The following is a 17,838-nucleotide window of genomic DNA, read 5'->3' on the forward strand; positions in this document are numbered from 1 at the left end:
CGTTTTGATATGGATAAATTTTATCATTCTGTGAGGCTGGATGAGTCCCTGTGCAAGGGATGCATCAACTGCATCAAGCGCTGCCCCACAGAGGCCATACGCGTGCGGGGCGGTAAGGCCAGCATCAATAACAAGTTCTGTATTGACTGCGGTGAGTGTATCAGGGTCTGTCCCCATCACGCCAAGCATGCTACCTATGATAAGATGGATGTGATGAAGCAGTACGAATACACGGTGGCCCTTCCGGCTCCGTCCCTGTACAGCCAGTTTAATAATCTGGATGATGTGAATATTGTGCTCAACGCCCTGGTGCGCATGGGCTTTGACGATGTGTTTGAGGTCAGCGCCGCAGCGGAGCTGGTAAGCGAGGCCACCAGGCAGTACATATCGGACCATGAGGAGCAGCTGCCTTTTATCAGCACGGCTTGTCCTTCTGTGGTTCGTCTCATCCGGGTACGGTTTCCAAACCTGATCCCCCACCTGCTGCCCCTGAACCCTCCGGTGGAGGTGGCTGCCATTCTGGCTGCGGAAAAGGCCATGAAGGATACAGGGCTTCCAAGGGAGAAGATTGGAATCATGTTCATTTCCCCGTGTCCCTCCAAGGTGACCTATGTGAAGGCGCCCCTTGGAACGGAGAAAAGCCAGGTGGACCATGTGCTGGCCATCAAGGATGTGTATCCCAAGCTGCTGGCCTGCATGAAGGCCGTGGTGGCGGAGGATTACCCTGTTATCGGCACCTCGGGCAAGATCGGTATCAGCTGGGGACACAGCGGGGGAGAGGCCAGCGGCCTGTTTACTGAGAATTACCTGGCAGCGGACGGAATAGAGAATGTGATACGGGTGCTGGAGGACATGGAGGACCAGAAGTTCACCAACCTGCGGTTTGTGGAGCTGAACGCCTGTAACGGCGGCTGCGTGGGCGGGGTACTGACGGTTGAGAATCCCTATGTGGCTGAGGTAAAGCTGAAACGCCTGCGCAAATATATGCCCGTGGCCAGAAGCCATATGCATGACAGCGAGGAGCGCCTGATCAAATGGACCACAGGTGTGGAGTACGAGCCTGTCTTTAACCTGGGCAACAACATGATGGAGAGTTTTTCCAGGCTGAACCAGGTGGAGCGTCTGATGAAGAAGTTCCCGGGACTGGACTGCGGTTCCTGCGGGGCACCCACCTGCAAGGCGCTGGCTGAGGACATTGTAAGGGGAAATGCAAATGAGACCGACTGCGTTTACTACTTGCGTGAAAACCTTCACAAGCTGTCTGAGGAGGTGTCGGTACTGGCAGATGACCTGCACAATGGAGACAAAGGCGGGCAGGAGACTCTGCGTATTCTCAAGGAGTATATACAGAGGATTTCCGATGAGATGTCGCTGCTGGATAAGAAGGATGAAGAGGAGGAGGAACTGTGACAGTACAGGGACTGATTGATAAGGGATTATTTGATGTGGTAAACAAGGGGGATGGGCTGGACCGGGAGATCACCACCCCGTTCTGCTGCGATCTTTTAAGCATTGCCATGGGCCGGGCGCCTTCCGGCTGCGCCTGGGTGACGGTGATGGGCAACATGAATACGCTGGCCGTGGCTGCGCTGACCGATGCGGCCTGTGTGATCCTGGCAGAGGGTGCGGTCCTGGATGAGGTGGCCAAAAAGAAGGCGGTGGACCAGGAAATCACGGTTCTGTCCACAGAGATGCCCATATTTGAGGCAGCCCTTAAGATACATGGGCTGCTGCAGGGATGAACCTGGCCTATGACCTCCATATCCATTCCTGTCTGTCACCCTGCGGGGATGATGATATGACCCCTGCCAATATTGCGGGTATGGCGGCCCTTAAGGGACTGGAGGCCATTGCCCTCACCGACCATAATACCTGCCGCAACTGCCCTGCTTTTCTGGCTGCCGCGGCTGAGTACGGGATCCTTGCAGTGCCGGGGATGGAGATCAACACCTCGGAGGAGGTCCACGCAGTGTGCCTGTTTCCTTCGCTGGAGTCAGCCCTGGATTTTGATGCCTATGTGTACGCAAAGCTGATCAAGTTCCCCAATAATGAAACTATTTTTGGAAAACAGCAGATCTATGATGACCAGGACCACGTATGGGGCACTGAACCCAACCTGCTGATCAATGCAACGGAGATCTCCTTTGACGGCCTGTGGGAACTGGTCCGGTCCTATGGCGGCGTGATGTTCCCGGCGCATGTGGATAAGACGGCCAACAGTCTGATCGCAAACCTGGGTTTTATTCCTCCGGACAGCAAGTTTACCACAGCTGAGGTAAAGGACCTGAAAAAGCTGCACCAGCTGAAACAGGACCATCCGTATCTGGACCACTGCCGTATTATCAGTAATTCGGATGCGCATTATCTGGAGCATATTAATGAACCGGAACTGACATTGCAGGTAAAGGAAAAGACCCCGCAGGGGATTATCGATGCCCTTCTTTTAAACACCTAAGATTATTTGGACAAAAATACCAACTCCTTGTCTATATTCCATAAAAATATGGGGCGGGGAGTTTTTTGCGGATCCATATCCTCAGCGTACAGGGTGCGTGTGTGCACTTGGTCTCTTAGGGTAAGTTTATACTTGACAACACAAAGCAGGAATGTTATGATAAATCCATAAAAGGTACAAAATTTTGAACATTGGTTTGTGCCAAAGGGGTGGAAGGTTTATGAAGCAGGATGCCAATCAGGTTTTATATCAGAAAAAGGGTGTTACCATCAGCAAGCTGGCTATGGATCTGCTGTCCAAGGATGTGGGAGACCGCATTGCCCCTATTTCCTATTACCAGGAGGAATTTCAGGTGTCCAGGGGAACCATGCAGAATGCCTTTAACTACCTGAAGGACATGGGCGCTGTCACTCTGGCCCATCACGGACATCAGGGAACGTACATTGAGGCCCTTGACTACATAAAGCTTCAGGAAAGCTGTCTGCAGAGGGAGATCATGGGCATTATGCCCCTTCCCTATTCCCAGACCTATGAAGGGTTTGCCACAGCCATCTATGAACAGTTTAAGCGCCTTAAGTTTAACATGGCGTATGCAAGAGGGGCGGTAGGCAGGATCCAGATGGTGGAATCAGGCACATACCAGTTTGCAGTGGTATCCCAGTATGCAGCGGAACATGCCATCTCCTGTGGAAGGGAGATCGAGTGCCTGATGAACTTTGGGGCGGGCAGTTTCCTGTCAAAGCACATTCTTTTGCTCAGGGACAAGTCTGCCGAGGGGATCATGGACGGCATGAAGGTGGCCTATGACGAGGATTCCCTGGACCAGAGCAAGATCACACAGAACCTGACTAAGAATAAGAAGGTCCGGCTGGTGAATCTGAGAACCCAGCAGACGATCTCCGCGCTTTTGGACGGGACCATTGACGCAGGCGTGTGGAACTATGATGATATGATCGAGAATCACCGCCTGGATGATCTGAAGATCGTATTCCTGGCAGAGAATGAATATAATAACCTGTTCTCCACCGCGGTGATGGTGATCAGAAAAGGGAATGATTACCTGGCCGAACTGCTGAGAAAGAATATCAGTGTGGAGATGACTTTAAAGATTCTGGGAGAGGTAAGGGAAGGTATCAGGCAGCCCTATTTCTAGCATTTCACTGCGAGTGTTTTGGTGAATATAAAAGAGCGCCGCTGACGCTCTTTCATATATGACGTAAAGTACAAAAAAATGTATATTGGAGGGTGGAAGAAAGATGGATTTAAAAGAAACACTGTACTTCAGGGTGTCAATTCTGGAAGACAACCAGGTGATCAGCCAGAAAGTTGCAGCATATACAAGGCAGATGATCGATATGGTCCTGGAACAGAAACCGGATGTTCTCCAGGACAGGGCGGAGATGTTTTTTACACACCTGGCCATGGCAGGTAAACGGGCAGAGGAGGGAACAGAGGAAAATCCCATGGACGCGGCTATATTTGAGGCAGTAAAGCTGGAACCGGTGTTTGAGGACGCGGTGAAGCTGAGGGATGAGATGCTTTTATATACCGATATTCAATTCCCGGAAACAGAAAGAGACTTTCTTTCCGTTCATTTATGCAATCTCTTAAGCCGGTGATGCAGAGGTGAAGGAAATGAGTGAGACACAAGAATAGGAGGGTAAATGATGATGAAGATTGTTGTAGGAGGACAGATCGATAAGGAAGAGATTGCTTCCCTGATCGAAAAACAGCTGGGTGAAAAGGCTGTGGTAACTGTAAAAGGTGATCTGGATGCAACCATGGGTATGAAGACAGGACAGTATGATTATTATGTGGGAGCATGTAATACCGGGGGCGGCGGTGCCCTTGCCATGGCGCTGGCCATTCTTGGGAAGGCCAAGTGTGCCACCGTATCCATGCCAGGCCAGATCAGAAGCGATGAGGAGATCGAAGCTGAGGTAAGGGACGGGAAGGTTGCCTTTGGCTTCACTGCACAGCACAAGGATGCTGTTGTGCCGGTACTGTTAAACGCAATGGTTAAGAAAGAAGAGGGGACATTATGAAATATATAGTGATTGCTTTGATCGGAGCGCTTGCATCCGTTTTATCAAATCAGGGTATTGCCGTATTTAACGATGGATTCAGACCCATTGTGGGCCAGTATTTTAATAAGGAAATCTCAAGAAAAGAACTGGCGGCCATGAGCTTTGCCATCAGCTTCGGGCTGGTGATCGGATTTGGTATCCCCACATCCATTGCAGCCAGCATCATATTGATCCACTGTCTCCTGCTGACAACGGATATGATCGGATCGTTCTGTCCCGATACAAAGACCGGTATGGTCCTGTCAGCAGCCATTGGCGCGGTGTACGGGCTTGCGATCCTTGCAGGACTTGAGTTTATCGTAAACCTGTTTTCCATGATGCCCTACAACTTTACCAATGATCTGGGCAGTGTTTCAGGTTATGTGACGGTCGGATTTGCAGTGTTCCCGGCAGTGGGAGTTGCATATCAGCATGGTTTCAAAAAAGGCATGATCACGGGACTGGCAACCGTACTGATCTATTATCTGATTAAAAAGTTTGGCGTGTTTACCATCAGCAGCAAATCGGTGGCGCTGAATGCAGAAGGTATGGCAATGCTGGCAGGTATGCTGCTGATGATCTTCTACGCGGCGCAGAAAAAAGGAACAGAGAAGAATAATGAAGCACTCACCCTGGGGTTTGAGGGAAATGTTTCACGTATCCGCAAGAACTGGCTTATCCTTGCGGTGATGGGTGGTCTGATCGCAGCCGGAACAAGTATGTCCATGATTGCAGGCGACCCGGCTTCCCTGGCCCTTTTGGCAGAGGGAGAGTATACCAATGCGGCGCTGACAGCACTGGCAAGGGCGATCGGTTTCATTCCATTGGTATTTACAACAGCCATTGTAACCGGTGTTTACGGTGCGGCCGGCTGTACCTTTGTGTTTGTGGCAGGTCTTTTTCTTCACGGAAACCCACTCTTTGCATTTGTGGCGGGCGTTGTGATCATGGTGGTTGAGATTGCCCTGATCGACTTGTTTGCAAAGGGAATGGACCGGTTTCCGGGAGTTAAGGATATGGGTGAGTATGTGCGTACATCAATGAACAAGGTGCTGGAGGTCGCCCTGTTATCAGGCGGTATTGTGGCGGCTGAGAAGATGTCCGCATCCGCATCCGGGTACACGGGGATCGGAGCGCTGTTTGTGATCGGCGCCTTCCTGCTGAATAAGAAAGCCAAGAAACCCATTGTAGATCTGGCTGTAGGACCTGTGGCATGTATTATTTTTGGTGTCCTGCTGAACCTTCTCCTTGTGATCGGGCTGATCGCGGTTCCTGCGGCCGGCTGATAAAGATTAGGGCTGATAAAGGTTAGGATGAAAATGGATAAAAGGATTGAGACATACGCTAAGAAGTCTTTCCTGGGGCTGAAAAACCCGTATGGGTCCGTAACCGCTGTCTACCCCTGTGTTATCGACCGGGTGGCAGCGGCCCAGGCAGAACATGGGGACGCGTATTATATGGGGATCAAAGATACGCCCATAATCCCGGACAGCCTGATAAAAAGGCTGGAGGAAGGCGGTTTCTTAAAGCATACCCGGGATCTTATGTCCCTGGGAGGAAGGGCTGTGGACTTAAGGCTTGTAAATCCCCTGACCGGCCGGTGGATGACCGGTTCCAGCAGCGGAACGGCGCTTAACGTGTTCTATGGGATCAATGACCTGGGAGTGGGCACAGACGGGGGCGGCTCCGTGCTGGCGCCTGCAGCTGCACTGAATCTGTACGGATTCATTTCCCCGCTCATAGAAGAGGAACATATGAAGCAGTATAAAAGGCTGTCCACTGACCGGATTCCGTTCTCGCCCTCTGTGGGCTTGATCGCAAGGGAGTGGAGTGTGCTCATAGGAGCAGTGGATACGGTTTTGGATTTGAAATGTGAGTTAAGGGGCAGCAGGGCCGGCATTGAATATAACAGAAGAAACATGGAACTGGTAACAGAGACAGTTCCATGTAATGAGGACATCTACGGTTCCCGGGAAAAACTCATATCCTATCTTCGGGAACATGTTGTAAGGGGTAAAATGCTGGTTTCAGAAGAGGGACCGGTGGATGTACAGGGGATGGGGGATTCTGTTTTCGGACATTTTGATGAGATGACAGGGGAGCGGCAGCGTCTGGCAGGAAAAGGCCTGATGCGGATCGTCAATATGTGCGGGAAAAGCGCGGTGGCCGTGCCCGGGCGAAGGCTGGGGATGACGACCCTCCTGATCTGTGAGAGCCATCCCCAGGACATCGGCGCAATGTTAAGGGCGGCAGAGAATCACTGCTGTGAGAGAAGTGAACTGGTGGACAGGTATTTCCTGAACCTGGATATGTATTTTTAGATATATATGTTAAGAAAAATTGAAATGTGTTATGGACACGGGATCAATGCTCCTGGGGAGATTGGAGAAAAATGAAGCTGATAGATGGTTATACGCTGATGCATGAGCATGTGACAATTGATTTGTCAGGTGTAAAAAAGGATGAGGACTGCAGGCTGGACTGCTTTGAGGAGACGGTAAAAGAGTTTAAAAGCCTGTACGGATATGGAGTTAGAAATATTCTGGAAGTGACAAACCTGGGAATGGGCAGGAATGTGGAGTATATCAAAAGGGTATCTGAGCAGACGGGGATCAACATTATTGTATCCACCGGGTTTTATAAGGAGCCGTTCCTGCCGGACTGTGTGTACGGCAAGCCGGCGGAGGAACTGGCTCAGCTGATGGAACGGGAACTGACCCAGGGGATTGATGGGTCATGGGAGCCTGTGCCCGGTGATACCGGCATGTGCGCGTCCGTAATCGGGGAGTTTGGAACCAGTAAACAGCAGATGACGGATATGGAGAAAAAAGTATTTGACGCCATGGCAGCGGCAGCGGTCAAGACAGGCGTGCCGGTAACCACCCATACCACCCTGGGGACCATGGGGGCAGAGCAGGCGGATTATCTGATGGAACGCGGAGTAAAGCCCGAGAAGATCATCATCGGACATATGGATCTGTCACAGAACATAGAAACCATACTCTCGGTTTTGAGAAGGGGAGTCAATGTGGGATTTGACACGGTGGGGAAACTGAATTACTGTCCGGATACCTTCCGGGCAGAGGCGCTGAAGCGGATTCATGAGGAGGGAATGCTTTCCCAGGTGGTGCTTTCCATGGATATCACAAGAAAGTCCCATCTAAAGTACAGGGGAGGGATCGGATATGCGTACATGTTCCAGTCATTCCTTCCCCTGCTGTCAGAAAGCGGCTTTACACAGGCACAGATCGATATGCTCTTAAGGGAGAATCCGAGGAGGATCCTTTTGGGAGCCGGATGCTAAGTGCTCATAACGAGGAGGTTTCAGATATGCAGACATATCCGTTATACAGCCTGTCCCTTGAGGAGGCAATGAAGCTTCAGTTTAAGGTGACGGACTGTATCACAAGAGAATTTGAAGGACACGAGTTTTTAAACAGGGGTGATCTTGGCGTGGTGATGGGGCTCAACAAACCGGTGACCACCAGCAAGGTAGAACAGGTGATCGCCCGTATTTTTGATACAGAGGCCTGCGTGCTGGTCAGGGGAGCCGGAAGCGGAGCCATCCGGTTCGGTCTCCACGCCATGCTGACATGCGGGGATAAGATACTGGTCCATAAGGCGCCGGTTTACAATACCACCGGCACGTCCTTTGACATGCTGGGTCTGGTGCCTGTGGAAGCTGACTTTAATGATCTGCCGGATGTTGAGGCAGTGCTTCGTGCTGATCCGGATATTAAGGGCGCTCTGGTGCAGTATACCAGGCAGAAGCTGGATGATTGCTATGATATGCATGAGGTGGTAAAAACCATCAAAGCGGTAAGGGATATTCCGGTCCTGACCGATGACAATTACGCGGTGATGAAGGTAAAGGACATCGGGGTACAGTGCGGCGCTGACCTGTCCTGCTTTTCAGCCTTTAAGCTCCTGGGGCCGGAGGGTATCGGCGTGATCGCAGGAAAGAAGCAATATATAGACCGACTCATATCGGAGAGCTATTCCGGAGGAATGCAGACCCAGGGACATGAGGCGCTGGATGTGCTCCATGGCCTGATCTATGCACCTGTGGCACTGGCGATCCAGGCTCAGGTCAATGAGGAGTGTGTAAACAGGCTTAAGGCAGGGGAGATCCCCCAGGTAAGGGATGCATTTCTGGCCAATGCCCAGTCCAAGGTGCTTCTGGTTGAATTTTATGAAAATATTGCGGAAAAGGTGCTGGAGGAAGCGGAGAAGCTGGGAGCAGCGCCTAACCCGGTGGGAGCGGAATCCAAATACGAGATGATCCCCATGTTCTACAGGGTGTCCGGAACCTTCCGGAAAGCGGATCCCACCCTGGAGCACCGCATGATCCGGATCAATCCCATGCGTGCAGGGGCGGATACCATTTTGAGGATCATAAAGGAATCGATAGAAAGGGTGAAGTAGATGTTTCTGAACCAGACAATCAGGCGGAACCGGGAACTGGCGGAAACCGCATTCATGCTTCATCAGGAAGGGCGGATATTGCCGGATTCCTATGTGGTGGACGTGGACGCATTTCTGGAAAATGCCCGCAGACTGCTGCACAAGGCAGAGGAGAACCATATCAAGCTGTACTTTATGCTAAAGCAGATCGGAAGGAATCCTTATCTGGCAAAGGCATTGGTGGAACTGGGATACAGCGGCGCCGTGGTGGTGGATTACAGGGAAGGGCTTGTGATGATGCGGCACAATATCCCTATAGGCAATGTGGGACACCTGGTGCAGGTACCCGGAGCATTGATCAAGAATATGGTGGCATACGGGCCGGAGGTGATGACGGTTTATTCAAGGGAAAAAATCATGGAGATCCAGGCTGCGGCTGCTGAACTTGGACGCAGGCAGGCTTTGATGCTTCGGGTATACGGTGATTTTGACATGATCTATTCCGGGCAGACAGCGGGCTTCCATCTGGATGAGCTGAAGGAAACCGCGATCTGGATCAAGACAGAGTGCCCCCAGCTGGAGATCAAGGGCGTGACATCATTTCCCTGTTACCTCTATGATGAGACGGCAGGGGATGTGCTGCCCACCAGGAATCTTGAGACTGTAAAATGCGCGGTAGAAATCCTGAAGACCTGCGGGGTAGACGTGACGCTGGTGAACACCCCTTCCGCCACCTGCTGCCATACCATTGACAAAATGGTGGAGTTTGGGGGCAACTGCGGGGAGCCGGGACACGGACTTAGCGGAACCACGCCCATGCATGCGGAACATGATCTGGAGGAAATACCGGCCGTAGTGTATGTCAGTGAAGTTTCCCATAATTTTATGGGAAATGCCTACTGCTTTGGCGGCGGCCATTACAGGCGGTCCCATGTGAAACATGTGCTGGTGGGAAAAAGTTTAAAAGACAGCAGGGACCTTACGGTGATACCGCCCACGGATGAAAGCATTGATTATCATTTTGGAATATCAGAGGAATGCACGGTAGGAGATACGGCGGTCATGGCATTCCGTTTCCAGATTTTTGTTACAAGAAGCGATGTGGCGCTGGTAAAGGGAATCAGGAAAGGATGTCCCGAGATCATAGGTATTTATGACAGCCAGGGAAGAAAGAAGGAAGAATTTTGAAGAGATTTGTTGTGATCGTGTTGGACGGATTTGGAATAGGAGCAATGGACGATGCTGTGACAGCGCGTCCCGGGGACGAGAAGGCAAATACACTGAGAAGTATTTTGAGGGACCATCCTGATATGAAGCTTCCAAACCTGGAACGTCTGGGGCTGATGAATGCTTACGGGGCGGAGAGCAGCCGTATGAAGATGTGGGAAGATGCAAACTTTGGAAAGTCGGAGCTGATGCATTTTGGAGCTGATACGTTTATGGGACACCAGGAGATCATGGGTACATTTCCGCGAAAACCGGATGTCCATCCCTTTCAGGAAAAAGTGGATGCAGTGGCCGGCCATCTCAGGGAACAGGGGCATAAAGTGGAGATTATTGAAAGGGAAGGGCTGCGGTATGTGCTCTGTGATGATTTTGTGACAGTGGCCGACAATCTGGAGGCGGACCTTGGAATGTGCTACAATGTGACGGCTCCCCTGGACTATATACCCTTTGAAAAGGAATATGAGATCGGCCGCCTGGTCCGCGAGGTGGTGACCGTTGGCCGTGTGATCGTGTTTGGCGGGACCGGAAACTCCATGGAGGATCTTTGGAATGCGGAGGAGACAAAGGACCATGCCTTTATCGGGATCGCATCAGCTAAATCCAGATCCTATGAGCAGGGATACCAGTGCCTGCACCTGGGATACGGGGTTGATAAAAATGTACAGGCCCCTACCATTCTGACAGATGCCGGGATTCCTGTCACGCTCATTGGGAAAGTGGCGGATATTGTTGCAAATGACAAAGGAACAAGCATTTCCTGTGTGCCCACCGAAGCGTGTATGGAGCACACCATCCATGCCTTCAGACACATGGAGACAGGGTTCATCTGTACCAATGTGCAGGAGACCGACCTGGCCGGCCATTCCCAGTCTTCATCTGTCTATAGACAGATCCTGGAAACAGCAGACCGCGGCATCGGAGAACTGCTTCCCCTTCTCACCGAGGAGGATGTGCTTCTGGTTATGGCTGACCATGGAAATGACCCGGACATCGGGCACAGCAAACATACGCGGGAGTGTGTTCCCCTTTTGGTGTACAGGAAGGGAGTTGCCGGAAAAAGGCTGGGTATCAGGAAATCCCTTTCCGATGTGGGCGCAAGCGTGTGCGATTATTTCGGGGTAAAAGCACCCCAGAACGGCATCTCCTTTATGGGGTGCCTAAAAGACTAGAAACGCATTGACCGGAAGAAATCCTTGCCATTGATATTTAATTATAGTATACTTTTAACAATGCTTTAACAGTTTGGGAAAAGGCTAATACGGTATATAGTAAAGTTAGGAGTACATTATGGATGAGAAGGCAAGGAAATCATATAGCGATGTAGAGGCTGTGGATATACTGCACCAGGTTTCTAACTTATATATATCTACAAAGGTGCCTCATGATTACGGAACAGGTGAGGCCTATACATCGGTGGAAGTACATACCCTAAAACATATTGCCGACCATCATGGGATCACGGTAACGGAGCTTGCAAGGGATTATGGAAAGACAAAAGGAGCAGTTTCCCAAATCCTGAAAAAAGTGGAGAGCAAGGGGCTGATCTACAGGGAAGTGGATCCCGAGAATGATAACAGATACCACCTGTTTTTAACTGAAAAAGGAAAGGAACTGGACGAAGCCCACCGCAGATATGATGAGGTTGGGTTTGGGGAATCCATGGATATTGTCAGGGAACGGTTTTCAGAGGATGAAGTCAACACTGCCTTTTGTGTGCTTGAGGCCTGGCTGGATATAAGGCGGGGGGTTCAGGAAAGACGGAATGAAAAGAAAAAGAGCAGGAAGAGATAAGGAAATAGATTAACGTATACAGGCCCATGTCCGGTTACGGTCAGGAAGGAGCTGCAGCATTTGCTGCAGCTCCTTTCAGATTGGCGGCAAAGCCGCCGGTCTGATGAACCTCATGGTGAAGCCATGAAAATCATATATGTTCAGAACTGTGCGGGAAGTCTTGATCCAGGAAGATGAAAAACAAAGGCAACCCGCTTGTCAATGTTTTTTGTGAATAAAATTGGATATATCGCACAAAATACACGTATCATATTCATGCATATTGACAAACTATATAATTGATATTGACATTATCAGGCAAAAGGTTTAGAATCTAAACAAGAGGTATACATACTAAACCAAAGGTTAAGATTCTAAACAATATAGGGTTTGGACAGTATACCTGCTTGACTGCAAAAACCGGTACTGCAGGCTGGTGGAGCAAAAACTAATTCCAAAAAGACAGGAGAAGTATCATGAATCATACACTAGCTGTGATAGTAACGCTGCTGTATATCGTCATAGTTGCAACACTGGTAATTAAAAAGTATAATTCAGTATTTGTGTTCCTGGTATCAGGCATGATGATCCTGCTGCTATCGGCAATCTTCGGCGGCGGATCGATCATGGGGGATAAAACCACGGGAAATGCGGTCATAGATGTATTTGCATATGCCGCCAATGCATTCAAATCCAATGCATCCGGTGTGGGACTGACCTTAATGATGGTAACAGGGTACGCTGTTTACATGTCTCATATAGGGGCATCCACAAAATTGGCATATCTGGCAACCAAGCCTTTATCAAAAATTAAAAACCCCTACATAGTTTTAAGCATGCTCTTTATCATTGGAACCCTGCTGAAACTAGTGATCACAAGCCATGCGGGCCTGGCCATGCTTTTGATGGCCATTGCGTTTCCTATCCTCACCTCCCTGGGGATCAGCAAGCTGAGCGCCGCCACTGTTATGATCATGTGCGGCTTTGTGGACTGGGGTCCCAATGATTCAAGCGCGATCTTTGCGGCGGAGAATGTGGTTGGAATGCCCATGATGAACTATTTCCTCACCTATCAGGGAAAAGCCGCAGCGATCCTTATTCTTATCTGTGCTGTCTTTCTTCCCATATATCTGAGGCACATGGACAAGAAAGACGCATCCACAGGAAGCGTTGCGGCAAAGACGGAGATGCCGAGGGATTCCAGCTGCCCGGCATGTTACGCAGTGCTTCCCATTGTACCTTTGGTTTTGATCACCGTCTTCAGCTTTATACCATCCATTAAAATGGATGTGGTCACGGCAAACCTTCTTGGACTGTTCTTTGTATTTATCCTGGAGCTGGTGAGAAGAAGGGACAGAAAAGAGGTGACCAATGACTTTAATGTTGTAATGAAGGCAATGGGCAATTCCTTTGCCAATGTTGTAAGTATCCTGATCGGTGCGGCAGTGTTTGCGGAAGCCATCAAACTGTTGGGCGGTATTACGATCATATCCAATGTCCTGGCCTCTGTTAAGAGTGCGCCGATCATTACCATGGCATTGATGTCAATGATCACATTTTTTGCAGGTATGCTTCTGGGATCGGGCAATGCATCATGGTATGCCTTCGGCCCCCTGGTTCCGGATGTGACGGCCCAAATGGGAGTTTCCACAGCCACCATCGCCCTTCCCATGCAGCTTTCCTCCGGCATCGGCCGGTGTATGTCTCCGGTGGCCGGTGTTGTAATTGCCATTTCAGGCATGGCTGAACTGGAGATCATGGACATTGTAAAACGGTGCTCTGTTCCGGCGATCGTGATGTTTGCCTGTAATATGATCGTCTCATATGTAATTGTTTAATTAAATGAAAATGTGTTATGATGAAAAAAGATAAAGGAGAATTCGTGATGAGCAAGATAATATATGATTTTGATAAAGGCGTTGAGAGAAGAGGAACAGATGCAAAAAAATATGACCCGTCCCTGTGCCCAGGCGATGTGCTTCCATTCTGGATCGCGGACACGGATTTCCCAAGCCCGGTGGAGGTGACCGAAGCCTTAAGGGAGCGCGTGGAGATGAATCATTACGGTTATCCGTATATTGATCCGGCATTTGAGGAGAGCATTGCCAGGTGGTATAAAGTAAGGCACAACACGGTCCTGAATCCGGAGTACATAGATTTTTCACCCTGCGTCATCCCTGCCATGATATGGTTTGCAGAAGAATTTTCAAGTGTTGGGGATAAGATCCTCCTTCAGACACCTGTTTACCCTCCCTTTCATGATCTGGTGAAAAATAATGGCCGTCAGCTGGTTTACAACGAGATGGATCTGGTCAACGGCCGTTATGAGGTCAATTTTGAAGACTTGGAGAAAAAGCTGTCAGACCCCAAAGTGAAGATCCTGTTTATCTGTAATCCACAGAACCCCACAGGCAGGTGCTTTACCAGGGAAGAACTGGTGAGGATGGGGGAAATGTGCATCCGCAACCACGTGATGATCGGGGTGGATGAGATCCATGGGGATATCATTTTTGACGGACATACGTTTATTCCTTTCTGCGGTATCTCGGAGGAGTTTGCCGATCATTCCGTGACATTTATCAATCCTGCCAAGACCTTTAATGTGGCCGGCTTCCGCACCGCCGCATGGTTTACGCACAACAAAGAGATCTACCGCAGGATGATGAACCAGCAGACATACAAAAAGGGAATGGGAAGAAATATATTCGGAAACGCAGCATTGATGGCATGCTATAATCACGGGGATGACTACGCAGACCAGTGTGTTGCGTACTTAAATGAGACCAAGAACCAGGCGGTGGCATACATCAATGAAAACATCCCCAAGATCAAGGCAATTGAACCGGAGGCTACCTTTATGATCTGGATGAACTGCAGGGGACTTGGATTCCAGTCACAAAAAGAGTTAAAGGATTTTATGTTCAGGGATGCCAAAGTGTTATTAAATGACGGAACCACCTTTGGGGAAAAGGAAGGGAAGGGATTTATGAGATTTAATTTTGCGGCTCCCAGGGCAGTTGTCATGGAAGGGTTAAAGCGGATCAAGGAAGCGGCCGACAGGCTGTAACGCAAAGGCAGGTGTCCGTATGAGAGAGGATTTATTAAAGAAAGTCGCGGAAAAGGAAGCGCTGGCAATCCTGACAGATTCTTTGGGAAATGTCATATGGGAATCAGATAAAAGCCCGGTGGCAGCCATGTATGGCCAATATTTTGAACATCAATTTTCCGGAGTAAAAGCCATGGTCCTGTACGCGAACCAGGCAGGTATTGCCATGGGGATCATGGCGGGCCGGATCCCCATCCGGGAATGCCATGGGGTGAGAATGTCGGAAGGCGGACTGAAGATGTTCAGGGAAATGGGGGTGGCTGTCACATATGCAGAGCTCATCCCCCTTGTGAAATCCTCAAAGGATGATACAAAGGTCTGCCCCATTGAACAATTTCTCTATGACCACAGGGACCAGGGAGAGCAGTGGGAGTTTCTTGAGGAGCGTTTTAAGAAGAACTGAAAGTCCGGGACAGAGGGTGTGCAGTGCACATCCTCTGTTTTGCACCTGCTGTGCACGCCGCCCTGTGCTTTACCTGCTGTGGCGCCGCCCAGTGCCGCGCCGCTCAGTACCGCGCCACCCGTGCCCTGGTTGATACTTTGCCCGGCGTACTTTTACCAGGAGACGTTTTACCAGGAGACTGCATTTTAATGTTGACAGACGGGGTTTTTATATGCTATAATCCAATCAATTTGATAAGGCAGTAATCGACATGTTACTGGTAATGCAGGCAAGATCGAAGGATAGAAGGATAAAGTGGGTATACTTTATTCTGATATACTTGGGTCTTTTTTTGTGTCTGCTCTTAAGACGGATGTGCGTGCGTCTGGTAACTGGGCTTATCAAGGGACATTCACTGGCCGGTGAGCAACCAATTGGAATAATCAAAGAGGAGAATGTTATGGATATCAACAGAGTAGCAAAAGACATATTAAAGCATGTGGGCGGAAAAGAAAATGTAAGTGACCTGAGCCACTGCTTTACCCGTCTGCGTTTTGTGTTAAAGGACATGTCCAAGGCGGACAAAGAGGTGGTTGAACATCTGGAGGGAGTGATCCAGGTGGTCATATCCGGCGGACAGTTCCAGGTGGTGCTGGGCTCCAAGGTTACCAAGGTGTATGATGCAATGCTTCCCATGGTGGATCTGGAATCCGGCGGCGGTGAAGGCGGGCAGGCAGAAAAGGGAAATGTGTTAAATCATGTGCTCCAGGTTATTTCCAAGATGTTCACACCCCTGATTCCGGCCATTGCCGCCTCCGGTCTGATCAAAGGACTTTTGACAGCCGCAAAACTGGTGGCGGCCGGCCGGGGAGTGGATATTGCGTCCAATGACACCTACATCCTGCTGTTTGCAGCCAGCCAGATTATTTTCTATTTTATGCCTGTATTCCTGGGATACACGGCTGCAAAGGCGTTAAAGTGTAATGAGATCATTGCCATGACCATTGGAGGTTTTCTGTGTTATCCGCAATTGGATGCTATTATCCAGGATGTGTCCGCTGTGACCAGGATATTCGGGATCCCTGTGATCAAAGGTGCATGGACCATTGGGGAATCCACCAGGGTGTTCAGCTACACCGAGTCCGTGATTCCCATCCTGCTGGCAGTGTTTGTACTTATGTACCTGGAACGGGCCCTGGAGAAGATCATTCCCCAGATCCTTCAGATCATTCTTGTGCCGGGAATTTCCATGATCCTTATGGTGCCCTTGACACTGTGCCTGTTAGGCCCGGTCGGCATATGGGTGGGCAACGGAATCCAGACCGTATACTATGCCCTGATGCAGTTTAATGCTGTTTTGGGAGGCGCTGTGGTGGGCGGTCTCTGGGGCGTGTTCGTCATTTTCGGGGCACACAGGGCGCTGCTGCCCGTGGGTCTTAATGATGTGGCTGTGAGCGGAAAACAAAACCTGCTGGCATTTGCGGGAGCCGCCAACTTTTCACAGGGCGGCGCAGCCCTTGGCGTTATGCTTAAATCAAGGAACAGGGAGTTAAAGGGAGTGGCTGCCTCAGCAACCATCTCAGCTGTGCTGGTAGGGATCACGGAGCCGGCCATTTACGGATGCAACCTGCGTCTGAAAAAGCCCATGATCTGCGCTATTATCTGCGGCGCCTTGGGAGGCGGCATCATGGGGCTGGGAGGCGTGTACGGAGATGCCTTTGCTAACAATGGCGTGCTGACGATCTTTACCTATGCGGCATTTGGGATGACCCCGTTTATTTTCTACCTGGTCGGAATCGCAGTGTCATTCTTTGGGGCGGCGGTGCTCACCTATTTTGTGGGATTTGACGATATCCCCGACAAAGGGGATGGGGCTGCTGCCGTGAACAGGGCAGGAGACAAGAACAGGGCAGGAGACGAGAACAGGGCAGGAGACGAGAGCAGGGCAGTTTGCGAAAACGCCGGGGAGAATGAGATCCTCCTGGGCTCCCCTATCCAGGGAAAGGCGGTTCCCATGACATCGGTAAAGGATGAGGTGTTTTCGTCCGAAGCCCTGGGCAAAGGGATTGCAGTGATACCGGAAAAAGGGGAAGTGACAGCGCCGGCTGACTGTACGGTGACATTGATCTATCCCACCCTTCACGCCATGGGACTGACAATGGACAACGGGGTGGAACTGCTGATTCATGTGGGTATGGATACCGTGAAGCTGGAAGGAAGATATTTCCAAAAGCATGTGGAGGAAGGCGCCCATATCAAAAAAGGGACAAAAATAGTTTCCTTTGATATTGATAAAATAAAAGAAGCAGGATATGATACGGTTGTACCTGTTATAGTGGGGAATACAGCCAACTTTGCAGAGGTAAAAGGATTGGAGCGGGAACACGCGGATTGTGATACACCGGTGGTCCGAATCATCAGATAACAG

General features: G+C 50.1%; 17 protein-coding genes. All 17 read left to right on the top strand.

Annotated features, from left to right (window positions below):
• Positions 1-9: 9 nt before the first annotated feature.
• On the top strand, positions 10-1,410 hold the full coding sequence (locus tag CLFS41_RS08825) for a [Fe-Fe] hydrogenase large subunit C-terminal domain-containing protein (RefSeq protein ID WP_007862856.1): 1,401 nt from the start codon (positions 10-12) through the stop codon (positions 1,408-1,410).
• The gene (locus CLFS41_RS08830) at positions 1,407-1,742 is read left to right on the top strand and encodes a hypothetical protein (RefSeq protein WP_007862852.1); all 336 of its coding nucleotides are present in this window, start codon (positions 1,407-1,409) and stop codon (positions 1,740-1,742) included. Before CLFS41_RS08825 ends, CLFS41_RS08830 begins: the two co-directional genes overlap by 4 nt.
• Positions 1,739-2,455, top strand: a complete 717-nt coding sequence (locus CLFS41_RS08835; RefSeq protein ID WP_007862850.1) for a PHP domain-containing protein — start codon at positions 1,739-1,741, stop codon at positions 2,453-2,455. Before CLFS41_RS08830 ends, CLFS41_RS08835 begins: the two co-directional genes overlap by 4 nt.
• A gap of 220 nt (positions 2,456-2,675) precedes the next feature.
• Complete coding sequence (gene yhfZ / locus CLFS41_RS08840; RefSeq protein WP_007862848.1) at positions 2,676-3,608, top strand: GntR family transcriptional regulator YhfZ; 933 nt, start codon at positions 2,676-2,678, stop codon at positions 3,606-3,608.
• A 103-nt stretch (positions 3,609-3,711) separates the two neighbouring features.
• Complete coding sequence (locus CLFS41_RS08845) at positions 3,712-4,074, top strand: PRD domain-containing protein (protein ID WP_007862846.1); 363 nt, start codon at positions 3,712-3,714, stop codon at positions 4,072-4,074.
• Between the two features lie 45 nt (positions 4,075-4,119).
• Entirely contained in the window at positions 4,120-4,500 is a 381-nt protein-coding gene (locus CLFS41_RS08850) for a DUF2620 domain-containing protein (RefSeq protein ID WP_242827920.1), read from the top strand.
• A complete protein-coding gene (locus CLFS41_RS08855; RefSeq protein WP_045092064.1) occupies positions 4,497-5,807 on the top strand; it encodes a YhfT family protein in 1,311 nt (436 codons plus the stop codon). Before CLFS41_RS08850 ends, CLFS41_RS08855 begins: the two co-directional genes overlap by 4 nt.
• A 33-nt stretch (positions 5,808-5,840) precedes the next feature.
• A complete protein-coding gene (locus CLFS41_RS08860; protein WP_045092065.1) occupies positions 5,841-6,842 on the top strand; it encodes an amidase family protein in 1,002 nt (333 codons plus the stop codon).
• A 71-nt stretch (positions 6,843-6,913) separates the two neighbouring features.
• Complete coding sequence (locus CLFS41_RS08865) at positions 6,914-7,825, top strand: hydrolase (RefSeq protein WP_045092066.1); 912 nt, start codon at positions 6,914-6,916, stop codon at positions 7,823-7,825.
• Positions 7,826-7,851: 26 nt separating this feature from the next.
• Positions 7,852-8,946, top strand: coding sequence for an aminotransferase class V-fold PLP-dependent enzyme (locus tag CLFS41_RS08870; protein WP_007862839.1), 1,095 nt, complete (start codon positions 7,852-7,854; stop codon positions 8,944-8,946).
• A complete protein-coding gene (locus CLFS41_RS08875; RefSeq protein WP_007862838.1) occupies positions 8,947-10,113 on the top strand; it encodes a YhfX family PLP-dependent enzyme in 1,167 nt (388 codons plus the stop codon).
• Positions 10,110-11,321: a phosphopentomutase gene (locus CLFS41_RS08880; protein ID WP_045092067.1), complete on the top strand. Its 1,212-nt coding sequence runs from the start codon at positions 10,110-10,112 to the stop codon at positions 11,319-11,321. Before CLFS41_RS08875 ends, CLFS41_RS08880 begins: the two co-directional genes overlap by 4 nt.
• A gap of 118 nt (positions 11,322-11,439) precedes the next feature.
• Positions 11,440-11,943: a MarR family transcriptional regulator gene (locus CLFS41_RS08885; RefSeq protein WP_007862832.1), complete on the top strand. Its 504-nt coding sequence runs from the start codon at positions 11,440-11,442 to the stop codon at positions 11,941-11,943.
• A gap of 455 nt (positions 11,944-12,398) precedes the next feature.
• Positions 12,399-13,760 carry a C4-dicarboxylate transporter DcuC gene (gene dcuC, locus CLFS41_RS08890; protein WP_007862830.1) on the top strand — a complete coding sequence of 454 codons (1,362 nt, stop codon included), beginning with the start codon at positions 12,399-12,401 and terminating at the stop codon, positions 13,758-13,760.
• Positions 13,761-13,807: 47 nt separating this feature from the next.
• Complete coding sequence (locus CLFS41_RS29395) at positions 13,808-14,989, top strand: MalY/PatB family protein (RefSeq protein ID WP_082082543.1); 1,182 nt, start codon at positions 13,808-13,810, stop codon at positions 14,987-14,989.
• Positions 14,990-15,008: 19 nt separating this feature from the next.
• Positions 15,009-15,431 carry a DUF1893 domain-containing protein gene (locus CLFS41_RS08900; RefSeq protein ID WP_007862824.1) on the top strand — a complete coding sequence of 141 codons (423 nt, stop codon included), beginning with the start codon at positions 15,009-15,011 and terminating at the stop codon, positions 15,429-15,431.
• Between the two features lie 439 nt (positions 15,432-15,870).
• Positions 15,871-17,835: a beta-glucoside-specific PTS transporter subunit IIABC gene (locus CLFS41_RS08905; RefSeq protein WP_045092068.1), complete on the top strand. Its 1,965-nt coding sequence runs from the start codon at positions 15,871-15,873 to the stop codon at positions 17,833-17,835.
• Positions 17,836-17,838 lie beyond the last annotated feature (3 nt).

It is taken from the genome of Clostridium sp. FS41, from assembly GCF_000954015.1.
In the GTDB taxonomy this organism is placed as follows: Bacteria; Bacillota; Clostridia; order Lachnospirales; family Lachnospiraceae; genus Enterocloster; species Enterocloster citroniae.